We start from the raw sequence: 19,697 nt of genomic DNA, 5'->3' as shown, positions 1-19,697 counted from the left end.
GAAACCGGAACCCCGCTCCCCCCTGCGTGCCACGCTGGGTGCTCCCAGTGGATACGCAGCAAGGGACGAGAAGGACATGAGAATCAATCCGGGGTTTCAGGTTCATAGCCTAGTTGACGGGAGCCTGCAGATCGGCAGCGGAAGCAACGCGCTGTGGATATCCGGCCTCAGCGCCGATGAGCACCTGTTCGTCCGTTCCCTGTGCAGGGAACAGGAGGAGGCGCCGGTCCCCGGGGGTCCACGCCGGGCCGAGATCCTGCACCTGCTGCGCAGCGTCCTGGTCGAGGATGCCGCCCTCGCGCTCCCCGGATTGGCCGGCTCACTACTCTCCGCCGATATCGCCCAATGGTCGGCCGCCTATGGGCTGGATGCCCGGACGCCGCTGGGGCGCCGCGCCGAGGCGACGGTCTGCATCCGCGGCTTGGACCGCTCAGGTCAGCTGCTCGCGTGGATCCTCGCCGCTGCCGGGATTGGCGGGCTGATTCTCGAGGATCAGACGCCACTGCGTCTGGGAGATCTGGGCAGCACGCCGATGCGGATCGGAGACGTGGGACGCCCGCGGGCCGCAGCCGTGCGCCGGGCCCTGCTGCGCGTCCACCCGCGGCTCCGGATCGCCGACCTGGCAGTCCAGGGACCGGGGCTGCAGCCGGGCATCCTCGAAGTGGTCTTCGGATCAGGCGCGCGGTCCATGCTGCCGGCCGCTCCGGCATGTCTGGGCCTGCTGCCTGTGGTCCTGCTCGAATCCGGGGCGCGCATCGGCCCGCTGCTGCTTCCCGGTCTGGGGCTGTGCCCGGAATGCTTCACAGCCCAGGCCGGAGCCGTTCACCCGCCGGGAGGACCGGTGATCCATCCCGAGCTCTCGCTGGCGGCGACCATCGCCGGGATCGCCTCCACCCAGTGCCTGATGCTCATCGACCAGGTGAATATCCCCTCCTGCGCCGACACCGTAGTGGAGATCGATCTGGCATCGGGGGCCGTGGTTCATGTCCCGGCCGAAGCCCGCGCCGGATGTTCCTGTCTCGAGGCGCTGGAAGAAGCCGCCTGAACCGCGGTTCAGGCGGGGCCGTCGCCCTGCCCCAGGATCCCCAGTACGTCTTCGCCGTATTTCTCCAGCTTGGAGCGGCCCACACCCGAGATCTGGGCCAGGGCGTTGATGTCCGCCGGATTGGCCTCGGCGATGGCCATCAGGGTGGCGTCGGTGAAGATCACGAACGCGGGGATCGAATTCTCCTGGGCGATGTTCAGCCGCCAAGACCGCAGCCCCTCGAAGACCGCCTCGTCGTATCCCGCCGGACAGTTCCTGCAACGGTTGAGCTTGCGCTCGGCAGCGGCCGACAGCGTCGTGCCGCAGACCCTGCAGGTCGCCGGGGCAGCGAGCTTCCTGCGCGCCGTCACGGGTTTGGCCTGGGTCCGGCCCGATCCCGGTGGACGCAGCCCGTCCAGGTAGCGCGAGGGGCGCCGGTGGGCCCGGCCGCCGGCGGTCCGGGCCAGCGACCAGCTCAGCGACAGGTGTTTGCGTGCCCGGGTGATGCCCACATAGAGCAGGCGCCGTTCCTCGTCGTAGCCGGCCTGGTCATCGGCGAAGGAGATCGGCATCAGGCCCTCGGAGAGCCCGACTAGGAACACTGCGTCCCATTCCAGACCCTTGGCCGAGTGCAATGAGGCCAGCGTGACGCCCTGGACCGTGGGCGCATGCTGCGAGGCGGACCGCTCCTCCAGCTCGGAGACGAAGTCACGCAGCGTAAAGGGGGTCTCACCGCCGGAGCGAGCCTCGCTCAGTTCCTCGGCCAGCGCCACCAACGCCGCCAGCGACTCCCACTTCTCGCGGACGGCTCCGCCGCCACTGGGAGCCGCCGAGGTGTAGCCCAGCGAGGCGAGGATGTCGCGGGTCAGCTGCGGGACCGATTCCTCGGCCGGGGTGCGGGAGGCAGCACGCAATTGCAGGATGCCGTCGCGGACTTCGCGACGCTGGAAGAAGCGTTCGCCGCCGCGCAACAGGTAGCCGATGCCCAGCGCCGATAGTGCCTGCTCGTAAGCCTCGGACTGGCCGTTGGTGCGATACAGCACCGCTATCTCGGCGGCCGGGACACCGGAGGCGATCAGGTCGCGGATGCGCGCCGCCACATGTGCGGCCTCGGCATCGTCGTCCTTGCATTCGGTGTATTCGGGGGCCGGACCGTTATCGCGCTGGGCGATGAGCTCCAGCGGGGTCGGCCAGGACACGTTGCGGTCCGGGACGCCCGGTTCGGGGCGTCGGGCGGCGAGCAGGCGGTTGGCCAATGAAACGACCTGCGGAGTGGAGCGGTAGTCGCGCACCAGCTTGACTACCTGCGCCTGCGGGTGTCGGGTGGTGAATTCGAGCAGGTGGCGCGGGGTAGCCCCGGTGAAGGAGTAGATGGTCTGGCTGGAGTCGCCGACCACGCAGAGCTCCTCGCGCCCGCCCAGCCACAGGTCAAGAATCCGCTGCTGGAGCGGGGAAACATCCTGGTACTCATCCACCACGAAGTGGCGGTATTGGTCGCGGACCGAAGCCGCGACGCGCGGGTCGTCGTCGAGGATGCCCACCGTCAGCAGCAGCACGTCTTCGAAGTCGATGTAGCGGCGGTCGGTCTTCACATCCTCGTAAGCCTGGAAAAGCCGGGAGATGGTGATCGGGTCCAGCCCACCGGGTTCCCCTCGGTCCGCCGCCGTGGCGGCGGCCACGTACCCTTCGGGGGTGAGCATGGAGACCTTGGCCCATTCGATCTCCGAGGCAAGGTCCCGGATGCTGGCGCGGTCGGTGTTCAGCCGGAGGCGGCGGGCCGCCTCGGTGAGCAGGGGTGCCTTGTAGTCCACGATGCCCGGCAGTTCCCCGCCGATGGCCTGGGGCCAGAAGTACTGCAGTTGGCGCAGCGCGGCGGCGTGGAAGGTGCGGGCCTGAACGCCGCCGGCACCCAAGTCGCGCAGGCGCGAACGCATTTCTCCGGCCGCGCGGGCGGTGAAGGTGACGGCCAGGACCTGACCGGGCTGGTAGACCCCGGAGTGCACGCCATAGGCGATGCGATGGGTGATGGCCCGGGTCTTGCCGGTCCCGGCGCCGGCCAGCACGCACAGCGGTCCGGTCAGCGTCGTGGCAACCTGACGCTGTTCGTCGTCCAGGCCCGCCAGGATCCGTTCCTCAATGGACTCCATGGGCTAGTTCTCCAGCGTTTCGGGTTCCGGTAGCGTCCCGCCGTACCAGTTTTCTATCAGCGCGCTGGAGATGGAGACGCCCATGGGCACCCCGATCTGCCCCGTGCGGACCTCCTCCGCGAGTTCCTCGCGGGTGAACCAGCGCAGGTCAATGATCTCCTCGCCGTCCGGGACCAGATCGGTGCTGGTGGCGCGGGCCGTGAAGCCGAGCATCAGCGAGCAGGGGAAGGGCCATGGCTGGGAACCCATGTAACGCGGGTCGGTCACGGCGACGCCGGATTCCTCGGCCACCTCGCGGATGACCGCCGCCTCCAGCGATTCACCGGGTTCAACGAAGCCAGCGAGCGTCGAATATCGCTTTCCACCCCATTGGGCGTTGGCCCCTAGCAGCAACCTGTCGGATTCATCGGTGATGGCCACGATGATCGCTGGATCGGTCCGCGGGAAGTGCAGGGATCCGTCGGCTGGGCACCTGCGGACCCAGCCGCTCTGGACCACCTCCAGTGCCGCGCCGCAGCGCGGGCAGTGCTTGTGTCCCGTGTGCCAGTTGGCGATGGCCACGGCCTCGACGAAGAGTCCCGCATCGCGCGCAGAGAGACCTGCCGCGACGTCGCGCAGGCCCAGCCATTGAACCGAAGTGGCCAGGCCCGCTGGCGCCTCGTGGAAGGCCGCCAGAACCATTTCGGTTCCGCCTGCGGAGCCCAGGTAGACATACAGCGCACCATCCGGCACGTCGGCAGCGTCCACGAAGACCAGCGTTCCGTCGTGGACGTGTGCGCGCCCCGCAACCAGGATGAGGATGCGGGTGCCGGGAGCCACCAGCAGGGAGGGCAGCCAGCCCTCGTCCGTGCGCCGTTCGCATCCGCGGTCCACCTCGGTCCGGGACAGTGGCAGGTCACCGAGTGCCGGGTAGTTGCTGTCGGGCTGGGGCTTCGCAAAGATCATGGTACTAACCGTACGCACCGGCGCACTTTCGCGCACACCGGCCACGCATCATGTGTGGAAAGGGAGCCCCCGGGCTCCCCCGGAGCGGTACAGTGCACGCCAAGGTGGGCTCTGGCTGGATGTTCCGGCTGAATCTGCTGATTCGGCGCGCCACGGGTACCCGGAAGCACTGTTGACGATTACGGTGGGGGATGTGAAACGCTCTCCCATGGAACTTGCTGCCATCGCGACCGCTGCGGTCCCCGGTTTGGCACCTACGGGCGTTGCCGGTGTCCCCGACGGCGGGGACGATTTTGATTCGGTCCTCATCGTGGACGCCCAGAAGAACCGCTGGCGCGTCCGTTCGCCACGCCACGAGGAAGCCAGCATGCGGCTAGAAGCCGAGCTGACCGCGCTGCGTACCTTCTCCCCGAACCTGCGCGCCTCCCTGCCCTTCCAGCTTCCCTCGGTCGCCGGAACTGTGCGCCAGGGTTCGCTGCGCACGTTCGTCTACCACCATTTGCCCGGCGGATACTACGATCTTGATTCGCTCGTCGGGCTGGGCTCCAAGACGGCCGCAGACATCGGCACCGTCATGGCCGCGATCCATGCACTGCCCGATACGGTGGTGGAACGCTCGGACCTTCCCACCTACACGGCCGACCTGATCCGCCAACGCAGGCTGAACGAACTCGACCAGTCGGCCACCACCGGCATGATCCCCTCACGGCTGCTTCGTCGCTGGGAACATGCGCTGGAGGACGTGGCGCTGTGGCGTTTCAACACCACAGTGGTCCATGGGGACCTGCATGAGGACCAGCTGCTGCTCGAAGACGGCAAGGTCGTTGCCGTCACCGGGTGGACCGACCTGCACGTGGGCGACCCGGCCGATGACTTCGCCTGGCTCGCCGCCGTCTCTGACCAGTCGTTCGCAGACACCGCATTGGAGGCCTACGTCCGCGTCCGCGGCGACAAGGCGGACCCGCACATCATGCGTCGCGCAGCGCTGGCGGCCGAGTTCGCGCTCGCCCAGTGGTTGGCCAAGGCCATTGGCTCCGGTGATCCGGCGCGCATTGCGGAGGCCAAGGGCATGCTGACCGACTTGGACGAGGACATTGCCGAGCACGGCGGCCAGCCGATCAGCGTCGTCGAACCCCCGCGTCCGCCGCGCACTGAGGCACCGACGATGCGCGCTGCCGAGCCTGCCGCCGCTCCTCAGCCTGCCTTGGAGCCGCAAGACGAAGACGAGCCCGAGGACGAGGCCGACGAGCCGACGCCGCAGCCGGTCCCGGTCAAGCCCGTAGCGCTGGTTGATCCGGGACCCGCCACCGATGCGATCCCGCTGATTCGGCGGGCACTACAGTCCGAATCCACAGCCGATGACCGGGACACTGCCGTTGATGCCGAGCCGTCGACCTCGGCCATTCCGTTGCTCGAGGCCAAGCGGCTGGCCGAGGAACCGCCGGAGGCGAAGGGCACCGACTCCGACGAAGGTCCGCAGCCGGCCTAGGGCCAAGGAAAAAGCCGGTCGCCCGGTGGGTGACCGACTTTTCCCTTGGCGCATGCCGCAGAAATTACGCCGCATAGGCGCGGTACCCGAGAACGATGCCGCTTCCCAGCCCCGGAATCATACGGCTTCCGGAAGCGGCTTCGTGGATCGGGATTTAAGCTCCGGCGTCAGGCATCCCGGCCAGCTGGCCCATGGATGTCCTGACCAACTCTTCGAGGTCCGCTTCGTCCGCGAGGTCATGCGGGCGGATCGTCTTGCCCTGGGCGACATAGTAGAACGCCGCCTTCACGTCCTGGACGTCGATGCCCTTCAATCTGGCCCAGCCCAGCCGGTACACCGCCAGCTGCAGCGACTTGATCCGCAGCGCTTCCCCACTGGGCACCCGTCCGGTCTTCCAGTCCACCAGCAGCCAGGACCCGTCGGGGTCCCGGAACACCGCATCGATGCGCCCGCGCACAGATACCGGGCCGATGCGGGTCTCGATGGCGACCTCCACGATCTCCGGTTGACGGTCGGCCCATTCGGAGGCGAGGAATGCCGCCTTCATGTCTTCGAGTCCCAGCGCATCCTCGATGTAGGCATCCGCGGCACCCATGAAATCTCCCAGGTCCAGCATCCCGGTGGAGTCGAAGTATTCCTCCAGCCACGCGTGGAAGGCGGTTCCGCGGCGCGCTGCCGTACCCGGTCGGCGCGGTACCGGACGGCGGATCTCATCAACCACAGACTTGGCGTCCGTCGCCAGGTCCACGAACACCGAGGCCCGCACGTGCTGCGGCATCGCCGCCTGGCGTTGGGCCTTCTGGTCGGTCTCCGCCCGGCGCACCAGTAGTTCGGCCTCATTCGCCCATTGGTTGCCCTGTTCCGTGGCGGGGACAATGCCGGCTTCCGGTTCCTCGCGCAATGCGGCGGTGGCCTCGATGACTGAGCGCGCGGCGGTTTCCAGCGCCGCGCGGCGGCCCGGGCGGCGTGGCCGGACCGTTCCCCCACCGACGATAATCGGGCCCTCGAGTGGATCATAGGGCCAGCGTGATTCAAGCGGTTCCTCCCGGAACGGGTTCTCCTCCGGCGCCTGGTCGTCCTCGACCCAGTCGGCGATGTGCGCGCTGGGGCGCTGCCCCTCGGCCAGCGGCAGCAGGTCGCTCATGAACCTCGAGGGGGCAGTCATCTTGGTCCGGGTCCCGGTCCAAGCCGTGGCCGAGCACAATAGCAGTGTCCGGGCACGGGTCAGAGCCACATACGCCAACCGGCGTTCCTCGTCCTCGCCATGGGCCAGCACTTCGGATTTGAAGACCCCCTCCGCCTTGAGGGCCTCGAAGAGGCTCGGCTGGTCGGTGTCCCATTGCGGCAGGTCGTGCCGGTCACCACGCAGCGGCCAGGGCAGTGAGGAGTCCCCGCTGGTCCAGCGCGAGTCCCGCGCCGTGGGGAAAATGCCCTCGTTCAGGCCGGTCACCGCCACCACGTCCCATTCCAGGCCCTTGGAGGCGTGGATGGTCAGCAGCTGTACGGTGTCGGGGCTGGCTTCGGGCTGAATCACTGCCAGTCCCCCCTCCTGTTCGGCAGCGGCATCCAGCCAGGTGAGGAAGCCCAACAGGTCCACGCGCAGCCCGCTGCGCGCGTAGTCGTCAGCCACGTCGGCAAACGCGTCAAGGTGCCGGCGGGCCTCGTGGATGCCCACGCCCGGCTTGGCAGCCACTTCGATGTCCAGCAGCATGGACCGTTCGGCCTCACGCAGCAGCGAATCAAGGTCGTCGTCGACGAACCCGCGCAGGTAGCGAATTTCATCGCGCAGCCGAGTCAGACGAGACAGGCCCTCGGTGCTCAGCGAGCGTCCGTCCGAGCTGACCCAGTCGGCATGCGGCAGCCAGTCCAGGGCCTCGATGAGGCTTGCAGCGTCGTTAAGTTCGGCTCTGGCCTCGGCAACGCGGGCGCCTTCGGCACTGTCGGCCGTTTCCACGTCGGTTGCCGCTCCGGACCGGATGGCATGGTCGCGGCGCCGGGCCAGGAAGCGGGACCAGTCGGCAAAAGCCATCAGGTCTGCCGGGCCCAGCCGCCACCGGGCACCGGAGATCAGACGCAGTAGCGCATCTGAGCGGCCGGGTTCGACCAGGACCCTCAGGGTGGAGACCAGGTCGGTGATTTCGGGCATTCCGAGCAACCCTCCCAGGCCCACAATCTCATACGGGATCCCGGCCTCGGCCAGTCCCTGCGCGATCGGGGCCAACTGGCCGCGGGTGCGGCAGAGTACCGACATGGTCGGGGTGCGCCCGTGTTCAGCTAGGAAGCGCTGGCGTTCGGCGATGAAGCGGGCAGCCAGCGCCGAGGCCTCGGTCCCGGTGGTGGGGTGGCGGCAAAGTTCCACCACGCCGTCCCCGGCAAAGGGGCTGGGCACCAACGGAGGAACGGTGACACGGGCGCTGCCGTGGTTCGGGTCCACCATGTTCAGCGGCGCCGAGATCGCGTTGGCGGCCTCGAGCACGTTCTTCGAGTTGCGCCAGGCCGTGGTCAGGAACGCGACGGCCGCAGGGGCCCGATTCTCACCGCGGACCGCTGGGAATTCCTCGGGGAAGCGGAAGAGCTGGCCCGCCGATGCGCCGCGGAAGCCGTAGATGGATTGGTTCGGGTCCCCTACCGCGGTCACCGCGTGGCCCTGCGCATACAGGCAGGAGAAGAGCACCATCTGTGCGTGGGAGGTGTCCTGGAATTCGTCGAGCAGGACCACCTTGAAGCGGGAACGTTCGGCATCCGCCGCGGCGGGAACGGTCCGGGCGATCCGGGCCGCCAGGGCCACCAGATCGCCGTAGTCCAACACCCCGCGCTCGGCCTTGGCAGTGGCGTAGGCGGTGGCCAATTCGGAGATGGTCACCCGAGTGCGCAGCTTGTCCAGCAACTTGCGGGCCTCCTGCGAGGGAGCTGCCTTCTTATCGGTGCGGTATGGGAGGGATTCGAGGTGCGCGACCAGGTCCCGCGTCCATTCCTTGGCGGTCAGCGGGTCGACCAGATGCTCGGCGCATTCGGAGGCGAACGTCACCACCGAGTCGATCAGCGTCGACTTGGAGGAGACCAGATGCTCATAGTCACCGGTGTAGGCGTCGACCACCTCCGCCGCCAGCTGCCAGGCCTGGGCCGAGCCGAGCAGCACCGTATCGGGTTCCACGCCGATGCGCAGCCCGTGATCTTGGACCAGGGTGTTGGCATATGAATGGTAGGTGGATACCGAGGGGTCAAGCAGCACCTCGTTGTCCTCGAGCTGCAACAGTCCCGAGCGGGCGAGCTTCTCCAGCTGTCCGCGGATGCGCTGGGCCAGCTCACCGGCCGCCTTGCGGGTGAATGTCACGCCGAGGATCTGTTCCGGTTTCACCTGTCCGTTGGCTACCAGCCACACCACCCGGTCGGCCATGGTCGCCGTCTTGCCCGATCCGGCGCCAGCGACCACCAGCAGCGGTTCCAACGGCGAGGAGATGATCGACGACTGCTCCTTGGTGGGCTGGTGCTGTCCCAGCAGCGTGGCAAGTTCCTCCGGGGTGAAACGGGGGGTGGGCTGGGTTTCGGCGTCCTGGCTCACGATGTTCTGGCTCACGGCTCGGTGACCTGCTTTCCTTCACTACACAAGGGACAGACCGAGGGCAGCCTGCAATTACTTCCGGAGCGTCCGCCCCGGGCCGGATCATGCCGGGTGAGGAAATCGGCGTCACCCATGAGCGCCGCGGCCGCCAGGACCATGGGCGTGGCCCAGTCCTCGGCTTCGATCGCCGGTTGCGCCTGTTCGCGCGGGGTCTTGGTGGTGGTTCCCAGCTGGACCAGCGAGGCGCCGATAGGCTGGTCCGAACCCAGACCCGGGACCTGGTCGTGTAGTCCGCCGGCCAAGACTGCCGCCTGGTAGGCACCGAGCTGCGGGTGACGCTCCACGTCCTTGCCCGCGGGCTGGGACTTTCCGGTCTTCAGGTCGACGATCCAGGGGTTCCCGTTGGCATCCAGCTCCACCCGGTCCATCACCCCGCGCAGACGCGCACTGCCCTGCGGCCCGGTGATCTCCACATCGAAGGCGATTTCTCGTCCGGCCAAGGACCTGCCTTCCTGGCGCATCATCACGGCGTATTGGGCCAGCTTGTTCAACATGGATTCGGCCCGGTCCCGGTCGCGGGCGCCCTCCCAGTTATTCGGCATTTCCAGTTCCGGCCAGCGCACCGCCAGCTCGGCCAGATAGTCGGTGGTGGTGGCGTCGGGCAGGTCCTCCGCAATGGAGTGGACCAGCGTGCCCAGGGATCGGGCGAAGTCGGTGGCTGCTTCTCCCCCTGCCGCCTGCACGAACCAGTTCAACGGCGATTCGAGCACCGATTCGACCTTGGAGGGCGAGACCTTGACCGGCACCCCTGCCGGGGTGGTGGGACCCGAGGTGGTGACATCGGCCAATCCCCACCAGGAGCGCGGGTCGGCTCCCCGCACCGGACGCCTGGCTCCGGCGAGCTTGGCCAGCACCGTTGCCGCATCCCGGTGGATCTGTTGGTTTTCCGCGTCCAGGGCGGTGGCCTCGGCCGCTTGGCGCAGCTCCGCAACCAGCGCGGACAGCGTGTGCGGGCGCGGCACCGGGCTCACCCGGCGCCCGTTGACGGCGCCTTCCGGATCAACCAGGTCAAGGAACGAGGAGGGCTGTTGGTCCTCGGAGGCGACGGCCAGGCAGATGAGCTTGGTCCTGGCCCGTGAGCAGGCGGTGGCGAAGGTCCGCAGTTCATCGGCACGGGTTTCCTTCAGCCGTGCCGCTACGTCGCGCTGGCCGTAGATATTCTCTCCGTGTTCGATGACGTCGTTGAGCAGGGCACCGCCCAGCAGTTCGCCACGCAGCCGGGTATTAGGCCAAATCCCTTCCTGCAGGCCCGGGATCAGCACGTAGTCCCATTCGTTTCCGGCCGCCGCGGCGGCAGTGAGCACCTGTACCGCGTGGGCGGCGCCGCCGCGGTTGGCCAGCGTATCCATGGGCAGGTCCTGGCCCAGGACGTAGTCCACGAATTGGCGCACGCTGGAACCGGGCAGCTGGTCCACGAAACGTTCGGCTGCCTGGAAGATCGCCATCACGGCATCCAGATCGCCGTCGGCACGGGCGCCGAGACTGCCGCCATCCAGTGCGGCGGCAACCCACTTGTCGTTCATTCCACCGGCTGCCCACAACGCCCACAAAGCCGTCTCGGCGTTGGCCTCTGGCTTGGCCAGTTCCTCGGCAAGCGCCTGGTACATGCGTGCCAGCCGGCGGGCACCGGCAGCCTCGCGGCCCAACGGTTCGAAGAGCTGCGTTTCAGTGAAAATCACCGTCAGCAGTTCGGCGCTTGAACGGTGTCCACCGTTGCCCAGTTCGCGTTGGCGCAGGCCCTGGCGCAACCGGCGGATGTCCAGCGCGGTGGACGTGGCATACCGGGAGCCGAGCAGCGCCTCGATGAGGGCTGGGTCCACCGGTGCCTCCGGATCCAGTCCCAATTGGAGCAGGTCAAGCAGTGGGCGGACGGCCGGCTCCTCCTTCAGCGGCGTCTCGGCCGGGGGCGTGTGAATGGGAACGCCCTGGCCGTTGAGGTAGCGGGCGATCGAGCGCACCTGACCGCCGTTGCGCACGATGACGGCCATCGATTCCAGCGGCCGGCCCCGCATCAGGTGTTCGCTCAGGATCCGCTGGGCCAGCAGGCGCAGCTCATGGACATCGGAATCAACCAGATGGACCTCGACGGCGTCCGCCGTCTTGTCGGGGGCCAGGGTCTCGTCGACGGCCGCGGCGTCGCCGATCCCGTCGAATTCCAGCCTGCGTCCGACTCCACCGGCGGCCACGGGGATCCGGCGGGCAATGAGCGACCAGGCGGCTGCTATGCCGGGGGTCATGCGCCTAGAGGCCGTCAGTTCCATGGCCCGTGCCGGGGCCCGGGCGGTTCCGTGGAACGAGTCGAAGGAGGAGAGCAGGTCCGGGCGGGCACCGCGGAAACCCTGGACGGCGTTGTCGGGGGCGGCGAAGGCCAGCAGGTCGCGTCCGCGGGCGAGGGTCGCCAGCAGGCGGTGCTGGCCGGGGTTGGCCTCCTGCAGGTCATCGACCACGAGCAGCGGCAGCAGGGCCTGTTCCTCTGCGAGGAATTCGGGGTTGGCCTCCAGGATCTCGGCCGCGGCCGTGATCAGTCCCGAGGGGTCGAAGGCCTCGGCGCTGCCGAGGTCCAGCAGGTCGCGGTATTCCTGGTAGAGCCCGGCCGCGGCCACCCACTCCTCCAGGCCCAGGCGTTCGCCCAGGTCCTGCAGGTCGCCGGCGTCCAGCCCGTGTTCGGAGATCCGGTCGAAGAGTTCACGCAGTTCCTTGCGGAAACCGCGGGTCGATACCGCCTCGCCCAGGGATTCGGGCCACTGCGGGCCGGGCGTGAAGCCAAGCCGGTGCCCCTCGAGCAGCTGTCCGATCAGGGTGTCCTGCTCGGGGCCGGAGAGCAGACGCGGTGGCTGGGTGAGTTCCGGCAGCAGTCCCTTGAGCCGGGCCCTGCGGATCAGGTCGAAGGCGTAGGAGGACCAGGTGCGCACGGCGGGTTCGGAGAACGTCTGGCTCGCCCGCTGCGAAAGCTGGTTGCGCAATGCGGCGGCACCGGCACGGGTGGGTGCGAGCACCAGCAGCTGCTGCGGATCCAGTCCACCATCCAACCGGTGCGTGATGGCCGCCAGCAAGGTGGTTGTTTTCCCGGTTCCCGGCGCCCCGAGAATCAGGACCGGGCCGTGGCCGCGTTCCAGCGCCACGACGCGGGCCTGTTCGTCATCCAATGCCGGCCCGCACTTCCAGGCGGTGGCCGGCCCCTGCCCGATGCCTTGCTGTGCTTCCATGTCATCCATCAAATCACCGGCCGCCGATGTTTTGCCCGCGCAGGGCCGCACCCAGCGCGTCGATGACATTGAACTGCGCCTCGGTGGGCTGCCACCGCGCGTCGACCATGCGCACCTTGCCGTTCCTGGTGCGCGTGCCCTCACTGCCCCACTTCGGGCGGGCAACGGCCGCCAGGTCTTCGGGAAGCGAACCGTCGGACCTGATGATCCGCCACCAGCACACGCCAGAACCGTAGTGGGACATCACCGACCCCACCTGCCGCGGGCCGCCGGCGCCCAGGAGTTCGGCCACGTCGCCGTAGCTGAGCGCGCTTCCCTCGGGCACCAGCGCCGCCACCGCCAGGACGGCCTCGGCGAACGCCGCACGCCGGGCAGCAGCTGATGCTGGGCCGTCGGGAAGCACTGGGGGAAGTATCGGTTCTGGCATGGCATCCAGCCTACGGTCCGGGCGCGTGCGGATGAGCTTTTCCACATCGGCGGGGCGCACTGCCCGCTTTGGACGCGGGGCCGGTAGCTTTAAAGCCATGAGCAATTGGCACACACTCCCCCGCGCATCCTTTGATCTGGAGACCACAGGTCCCGAACCGACCGAGGCCCGTATCGTCACCGCCTCGGTCGTGGTGGTCAACGGCCGCCAGGAAATCGTCCAGAGCCGCGAATGGCTTGTGAATCCCGGCATCGAAATCCCCGAGGGTGCCATCGAGATCCACGGTGTGACCAACGAGAAGGTCCGAGCCGAGGGCCTGGACGCCGCCACGGCCGTCGCCGACATCACCGCGTACCTCTCGGATCTGTTCCAGACCATGCCGGTGATGGCCTTCAACGCCAGCTACGACTTCACCGTGCTGGACCGCGAATGCCGCCGCTACGGCATCGCCCCGCTGACCCCGGCTCCGGTCATCGATCCCTACATCCTGGACAAGCAGGTGGACAAGTACCGCCGTGGCAAGCGCACGCTGACCGCCGTCTCGGAATTCTACGGGGTGCCGCTGGTGAATGCGCACACCTCGCTGGCCGATGCCGCGGCGACGGTCGGTGTAGCCGACATCATGGCCGAGCGTTACCCGAAGGAACTGCAGGTCGACCCGCTGCTGCTGCACGGTTCCCAGGTAGCTTGGGCCGCCGCCCAGGCAGCCAGCCTGCAGGAATTCTTCCGCCGCAAGAACCCCGAGGCGATTGTTGACGGCAGCTGGCCGGTGCGCCCGGCCTGATTTCCGCCGCCGCCAGCTGGGCCGCACCGCAGACTGTGGTGCGGCCCACAGTGGAATGAGTCCCGGACCACACCCCAAACCCGGACCCAATTCAGTCGGTTATTCGAAATAATCCCGTGATCCGGAGAAAAGTTTCACAACTTGGCCACGAACTCCGCTTCACATGCCACAAAATGGCATTCATCCTCTTGATTCGTGCGCTTTCATTCGATAATGGTTCAATGGACGGTACCCCCTTTTGCTTTCGTCCTAGAGGAACCCCCTTTTGATCACTGTCACCGACCTGCGCAAGGTCTACCGCCAAGGAGAGCGTGAAGTCATCGCACTCGATGGCGTGACCTTGTCCGTTCCCACGGGATCGATCCATGGAATCATCGGACATTCCGGCGCAGGCAAGTCGACACTGGTCCGCTGCCTGACCCTGCTGGACCGCCCGACTTCCGGCACAGTAGCCATCGGCGACAAAGAACTTTCCAGCGTCTCGGACGCCGAACTGCTCAACGCCCGCCGCAGCATCGGCATGGTCTTCCAGCACGCAAACCTCTTTGACTCACGCACGACGTTCCAGAACGTGGCCTTCCCGCTGGAACTCACCGGCACCCCCAAGGCAGCCATCGCCGTCAAGGTCAACGACCTGTTGAACCTCGTCGGCCTGGGCGCCTTCGCCGACGCATACCCGGCCCAGCTCTCTGGTGGACAAAAGCAGCGCGTGGGCATCGCGCGCGCGCTGGCCACCGATCCTGACGTGCTGCTCTGCGACGAACCGACCTCGGCGCTGGACCCGAAAACCACCGATGAGATCCTGGATCTGGTCAAGGACCTGCGTGACCGCTTGGGCATCACCGTCCTGGTGATCACCCACGAGATGGACGTCGTGAAGCGGATCTGCAATTCGGTTTCCCTGCTCGAGGCCGGGCGCATCGTCGAGCACGGCGCATTGGCAGAGGTCGTGGCCCGCCCCGGCGGACGCCTCTCCGCCGCCCTGCTCCCGCTGCCGGGCATCATGCCCGAAGAGCTTCCCGCAGGGCTGGTCCTTGACCTGCTCTACTCTGGCGACCAGGCCGCCGCGCCGGTCATCAGCGATATCACCCGCCGCTTCGACGTCGACGTGAACGTGCTTGCCGGGTCCGTCGAATCCCTGGGCGGCGCCCAGTTCGCACACCTGCGCATCCTGCTTCCGGTCGGTTCCGACGTGCCGGCCATCAAGGCGCATCTCAGCGCCAACGGCATCGCCGTGACCTCGAAGGAGGCTTAGGACCGTGGATTTCCTGAACGACGTCTTCACCAACCCCGCGCTGTCCAAGGCATTGCCAGGGGCCATCGTTGAAACGCTGATCATGACCGGATTCTCCGGGTTGCTCGTGCTGATCATCGGCCTCCCGCTGGGCGTGTTCCTGCATACCGGGCAGAAGAACGGGCTCACCCCGCTGCCGTGGCTGCACTGGTTCCTCTCCTCGATCGTCGTGAACATCACCCGTTCGATCCCCTACGCGATCCTCATGGTCTCGTTGATCCCGTTCACCCGCATCATCGTGGGCACCGGCATCGGCCCGATGGCAGCCTCGGTCTCGCTGACCATCGGCACCGTGCCGTTCTTCGCCCGCCTGGTCGAGAGCGCGCTGCGCGATGTCTCGTCCGGCAAGATCGATGCGGCACTTGTCATGGGTTCGACGAAGATGCAGGTCATCCGTAAGATGCTGCTGCCCGAAGCGCTTCCGGCACTGGTCTCGGCCTTCACCACGACGCTGGTCGTCATCGTCGGGTACTCCGCGATGGCCGGGTTGATCGGCGGTGGCGGCCTGGGCCGCCTGGCCTACAACTACGGCTACCAGCGCTTCGACACCACGGTCATGATAGTGACCATCATCGTGATGGTGATCCTGGTCCAGCTGATCCAGTTCATCGGCGATTGGCTCAGCCGCAAGGTCGACCACCGCTAAACCCACCCGTTTTCCGCCGTTTCAACGGCGGGTGGCAGCCAGTAGCCGCTAGCTGCCTACCTAGCCGGTATCCGTTGTACGGCCGGCCCAAAAGATAAGGAACGCAGATCATGCGTAAGAAACTTGTATTGGCCCTGTCCGGCGTCGCCGCCCTGTTCGCACTGACCGCCTGCGGTGGCGCCTCGGCCGCTCCCGAGGCCGGCGCCGCCCTGGATCCGGCAAACCCGGTGGAACTGAAGATCGGTGCCAGCCCGGTTCCGCAGGCCCAGATCCTCGAGTACGTCAACGAGAACCTGGCCAAGGATGCCGGCATCAAGCTGAACATCGTCGAGTTCGACGACTACATCCTGCCGAACCAGCAGCTGGCTGCCGGCGAACTGGATGCCAACTACTTCCAGCACCTGCCGTACCTCGAAGACCAGATCAAGACCCAGGGCTACGAGTTCTCGCACGGAACCGGAATCCACCTGGAGCCGTACCGCGCCTACTCGAACAAGCACAAGGACCTCGCCTCCATCCCGGACGGCGCCACCGTGGTCATCACCAGCGACGTCTCCAACCAGACCCGTGCCCTGCAGCTGCTTGCAGACAACGGCCTGCTCAAAGACGTTCCGGCGGATGCATCCGTCGTTTCGCTGACCGATGAGCAGAACCCCAAGGGCCTGAAGTTCGAGGAAACCGACCCGGCGATCGTGGTCAACCAGCTCAAGGACCCGAAGGCCGATCTTGCGATCATCAACGGCAACTTCGCCATCCAGGCCGGTCTGAAGCCGGCGGATGCGCTGTTCTCCGAGAAGATCGAGGGCAACCCGTACGCCAACCTGCTGGTCTGGAACACCAAGGACGACGGCAACAAGGCCATCGCCAAGCTCGAGGAGCTGTTGCACTCGCAGCAGGTTCAGGACTACATCAAGAAGACCTGGCCGGAACTGAGCTAGTCTCTGCCGCCTCACCGGAGCCGCCGCGGAATGGATCAATTGATCCGCACCGCGGCGGTTTCGTCCTTTAAATCGGTCCCGCTCCCGATGAATGTCCCCTCGCCAGTTGCCGGCTCCGCAGAAGGCTAATGGCTCTCTCCCGATGGCACCGATGAGCATGTTGCCCGTCTCGTGGACCAAGGCATCCGGAGATCATCGCCACGGCCAGCAAGATGGCCATCGTGCTCGTCGTGATGTCCATGCGGCTCAGCGGGCGCAGGGCCCGGCGCTGTCTGGAGGAAGGCTCAGAGCGGGCCGAGCTGGCTTGCATCCGGTACCGCAAACCGGGCCTCCGGACATCGGTTCGATGCCTTGCCGCACAACAGCAACGGCGGGTGGCTACCGAAGCCGTCCCGGGAGCCGTTGCCTCGGGTCACACCGTCGACCGGGATTCTTGCGGGCCGGACATGCCGGCGAACACGGCCGGTGATACCCCTGGGCGGCGGTCGGTCCGAACTCAGGCGCCACGCATCGAGGGACGGCGCAGACGCAGCGCTTCTGCTGCCCCGCGCATCGCGTTGACGGCTTCGGCCACCGGTAGCGCCTCGACCTCCGGGTAGTCTCTACCGCCGCAGGACCGACCACATACAGCAGGCGCTCCCGCTCCAGGTCGGCGAAAGATGACGCCCTGAGGTTTTGCCGCGGAATCGAGGTTGGCCCAGCGGCCGTCCACGCGCACCGCGCTGAGCCCGTGGATGGCGTGCCCATCCGCAGTGGCCAGCCTCTGATAACACAAGCCCGGTGGGAATGTCCCGGCTCCGCAGGAGGGCGGTCAGCAGATGCGATTTCGCATAGCAGAGGCCCACGCGTTCGTTCAGGACCTGGCTCGCAGTGAGGGTGATGCGCCCCCCCGGCATCGTAGGAATGGACGAACTCGTCACGGGTCCAGGCGAAGGCCATGGCGGATGGATTGGACGTCACCGGAGACCCACGTGCCCAGACCGGGGCGAGTTCAACAACCTCCGGCGCGGTGCTTTGGATGAACATGTCACCGTGCAGGTACGGTTCCAGATCGGTGGTTTGTGGTTGATTCCAGGTCAGGGACTCCGTTCTCCACCGTTGGGCTTCCCGCCGGCCCCTCGCTTCGAGGAGCAAGCCGCCCGGCCAACAGGTCGATGCAGTCATGAATTCCGGATTCACCTGCCTGAGGGACGGATCAGCCCCAGCTCATAGGCCGATACAACGGCCTGGACACGGTCACGCACTCCCAATTTCGCCAGGACGTGTGCCACATGGGTCTTCACCGTCGTCTCGGCAAGGAAGAGTTCCTTGCCGATTTCTGCATTGCTGGCTCCCTGGGCCAGCCGCCGGAACACGTCGAGCTCACGGTCGGTGAGGCTGCTGAACGCCTTGGGCACGCCGTCCTCATGCGGTGCCGGCGAATTCACGAAGGCCGCGATCAATCGACGGGTGATCACAGGGGAAAGCATCGCCTCTCCCGACATCACCTCGCGGACGGCCTGAATGAGCCGTTCCGGGGAGGTGTCCTTGAGCAGGAAGCCTGCGGCACCTGCCCGCAGCGACTGGTAGACATGTTCGTCGGCGTCGAAGGTCGTGAGCACGATGATGCGTGGTGGAGTCGGCGAACGCATCAAATCCCGGGTGGCTCCCAGGCCGTCGAGCACAGGCATCCGCAGGTCCATCAAGACCACATCGACTGCAGAAGCGGCAGCAAGATCCAGCGCTTCGCGCCCGTTGCCGGCCTCGCCGACCACCTCGAAATCCGGCTGTTTCTCCAGAATCGAGCGGAACCCGGCACGGACCAGCCCCTGGTCGTCGACGAGCAGGATGCGGATCATGAACGCTGCTCCGAGGGGATCGTCGCCCTGACGGCGAAACCCTTCCGCTCGGGACCGGCAACCAGCTGACCGCCGAACATTTCCACGCGTTCCCTCATACCTACCAACCCGTGGCCACCCCCGCCCGGGTAGGTGGACGCCGAACCGGCGTTGGAATCGATCACCTCGATGTGCAGCTCATCGGGGCCGGTGACACGGACCAGCACCCTTCCGGCTCCCGAATGCCGCAGCGCGTTAGTCAAGGCCTCCTGAATCACCCGGTATGCGGCCAAGTTACGACCGGGGTCCAGATCCGGGAGGTCATCCACCTCCAGGCAGACGTCTAGTCCGGCGGCCTTCATCGACTGCACGAGAGCCGGCAGCGCATCCAGATCGGGACTGGGATCAGGATCATCGGCACGTTCGTGGTTGCGCAGCAGACCCACTGTATGGCGGAGCTCGGTAAGCACATCGCGTCCAGTCTGTTCGACGATTAGCAGCGACTCGCGTGCCTTCTCGGCGTCCGATGCCAATTCAAGCCGGGCGGATCCGGCCTGTACTACCATCACGCTGATCCCGTGTGCCATCACATCGTGCATCTCGCGGGCAATGCGGGCGCGTTCATCGGCCAGTCCCTGAAATCTCCGATCCCGCTCTTGTTCGCGCAACCGGACCATTGCCGCGTCAAGTGCCAGCCGTTGCCTGGTCAGTTGTGAAATCACCGTGCCTGCCAGAGTTGCCGTCCCCAGCATGACGCACCCGAAGGCATAGCCCTCCACCTCGGCGAATGTCGTGGTGTGGATGCCGTAGGTGGCCAGCAACAAGATGGCCATTCCAAGCGCCAAAACCGGAGCACGCCTGTGATTGGACCAGCGAGCCGCCGAATAGCAGAGCACGGCCAGCGGCACCCCCATGCCCCAGAAAGTCATGGCGTGCGCTGTGAAAAGTGAGGCAACGACCTGCGGGCTCATGCCCGCCATCAGCGCCGCGAGCGGCCGCCACCGTCGGATGATCAACGAAGCTGCACAGAGGAAAGCCAAGACGGTATTGAGTGCTAGCGACCCGTCCTGGTATCCGGACTCCGGAAGAAACCGCAGCTCGAACTGGCCGATCATGACGAATACCGCGGCCAATACCGCATCGAAGCACCACTTGCGAAGGCTCAACGTCCTCATGGGGCCAATGATAGCGCCACACCCGATGCCTCAGGCTCGTCCGCTGGTAGCTGGCGCGCACTTCCCAAGGATGATGCGCAGGCTCCGGTTTGACGACGCGACGGCGGGCACCGGTTCCCTAGTCTTGCCGGAGGAGCACACCTGAGACAAGAGGAGAAGACAATGCGCGAAAAGGGAAGGTCC

At 66.7% G+C, this 19,697-nt stretch carries 14 protein-coding genes; 6 read left to right on the top strand and 8 right to left on the bottom strand.

Annotated features, from left to right (window positions below):
* The first annotated feature begins 76 nt into the window (after positions 1-76).
* Positions 77-1,045 (top strand): hypothetical protein, encoded by a 969-nt coding sequence (locus E9229_RS13475; protein WP_183512122.1) that lies wholly within the window; start codon positions 77-79, stop codon positions 1,043-1,045.
* A gap of 8 nt (positions 1,046-1,053) precedes the next feature.
* Here the strand turns inward: E9229_RS13475 and E9229_RS13470 are convergent, their stop codons facing one another.
* Both E9229_RS13470 and nudC read right to left on the bottom strand, forming a co-directional pair.
* Complete coding sequence (locus E9229_RS13470) at positions 1,054-3,171, bottom strand: ATP-dependent DNA helicase UvrD2 (protein WP_183512121.1); 2,118 nt, start codon at positions 3,169-3,171, stop codon at positions 1,054-1,056.
* A gap of 3 nt (positions 3,172-3,174) precedes the next feature.
* Positions 3,175-4,116 (bottom strand): NAD(+) diphosphatase, encoded by a 942-nt coding sequence (nudC, locus tag E9229_RS13465; protein ID WP_183512120.1) that lies wholly within the window; start codon positions 4,114-4,116, stop codon positions 3,175-3,177.
* A 208-nt stretch (positions 4,117-4,324) separates the two neighbouring features.
* On the opposite strand from nudC, the gene E9229_RS13460 reads away from it, so the two are divergent.
* Entirely contained in the window at positions 4,325-5,605 is a 1,281-nt protein-coding gene (locus E9229_RS13460) for a phosphotransferase (protein WP_183512119.1), read from the top strand.
* Positions 5,606-5,759: 154 nt separating this feature from the next.
* Here the strand turns inward: E9229_RS13460 and E9229_RS13455 are convergent, their stop codons facing one another.
* The 3 genes from E9229_RS13455 to E9229_RS13445 are packed head-to-tail and all read right to left on the bottom strand — an operon-like array spanning position 5,760 to position 12,860.
* Complete coding sequence (locus E9229_RS13455; RefSeq protein WP_312855708.1) at positions 5,760-9,182, bottom strand: ATP-dependent helicase; 3,423 nt, start codon at positions 9,180-9,182, stop codon at positions 5,760-5,762.
* Positions 9,179-12,433: an ATP-dependent helicase gene (locus E9229_RS13450; protein ID WP_246380776.1), complete on the bottom strand. Its 3,255-nt coding sequence runs from the start codon at positions 12,431-12,433 to the stop codon at positions 9,179-9,181. The genes E9229_RS13455 and E9229_RS13450 overlap by 4 nt, the downstream gene beginning before the upstream one ends.
* A 13-nt stretch (positions 12,434-12,446) precedes the next feature.
* Complete coding sequence (locus E9229_RS13445) at positions 12,447-12,860, bottom strand: MGMT family protein (protein WP_183512118.1); 414 nt, start codon at positions 12,858-12,860, stop codon at positions 12,447-12,449.
* Positions 12,861-12,957: 97 nt separating this feature from the next.
* Here E9229_RS13445 and E9229_RS13440 point away from each other — a divergent pair, with 97 nt between their 5' ends.
* From E9229_RS13440 to E9229_RS13425, 4 genes are all read left to right on the top strand, one after another.
* Positions 12,958-13,644, top strand: a complete 687-nt coding sequence (locus E9229_RS13440) for a 3'-5' exonuclease (protein WP_183512117.1) — start codon at positions 12,958-12,960, stop codon at positions 13,642-13,644.
* Between the two features lie 265 nt (positions 13,645-13,909).
* Positions 13,910-14,899 (top strand): methionine ABC transporter ATP-binding protein, encoded by a 990-nt coding sequence (locus E9229_RS13435; RefSeq protein WP_183512116.1) that lies wholly within the window; start codon positions 13,910-13,912, stop codon positions 14,897-14,899.
* Between the two features lie 4 nt (positions 14,900-14,903).
* Positions 14,904-15,584: a methionine ABC transporter permease gene (locus E9229_RS13430; RefSeq protein ID WP_183512115.1), complete on the top strand. Its 681-nt coding sequence runs from the start codon at positions 14,904-14,906 to the stop codon at positions 15,582-15,584.
* A 110-nt stretch (positions 15,585-15,694) separates the two neighbouring features.
* Positions 15,695-16,522, top strand: coding sequence for a MetQ/NlpA family ABC transporter substrate-binding protein (locus E9229_RS13425; protein WP_183512113.1), 828 nt, complete (start codon positions 15,695-15,697; stop codon positions 16,520-16,522).
* Between the two features lie 496 nt (positions 16,523-17,018).
* Here the strand turns inward: E9229_RS13425 and E9229_RS19465 are convergent, their stop codons facing one another.
* The 3 genes from E9229_RS19465 to E9229_RS13410 form a co-directional block, all read right to left on the bottom strand.
* The gene (locus tag E9229_RS19465) at positions 17,019-17,297 is read right to left on the bottom strand and encodes a hypothetical protein (RefSeq protein WP_246380775.1); all 279 of its coding nucleotides are present in this window, start codon (positions 17,295-17,297) and stop codon (positions 17,019-17,021) included.
* 400 nt (positions 17,298-17,697) lie between these two features.
* On the bottom strand, positions 17,698-18,360 hold the full coding sequence (locus E9229_RS13415) for a response regulator (protein ID WP_183512112.1): 663 nt from the start codon (positions 18,358-18,360) through the stop codon (positions 17,698-17,700).
* The gene (locus E9229_RS13410) at positions 18,357-19,505 is read right to left on the bottom strand and encodes a sensor histidine kinase (protein WP_221184653.1); all 1,149 of its coding nucleotides are present in this window, start codon (positions 19,503-19,505) and stop codon (positions 18,357-18,359) included. Before E9229_RS13410 ends, E9229_RS13415 begins: the two co-directional genes overlap by 4 nt.
* Positions 19,506-19,697 lie beyond the last annotated feature (192 nt).

Source organism: Paeniglutamicibacter cryotolerans, assembly GCF_014190875.1.
GTDB classification, from domain to species: Bacteria; Actinomycetota; Actinomycetes; order Actinomycetales; family Micrococcaceae; genus Paeniglutamicibacter; species Paeniglutamicibacter cryotolerans.
The sequence above is the reverse complement of the archived record's forward strand: the minus strand, read 5'-3'. Positions and strand labels throughout refer to the sequence as shown.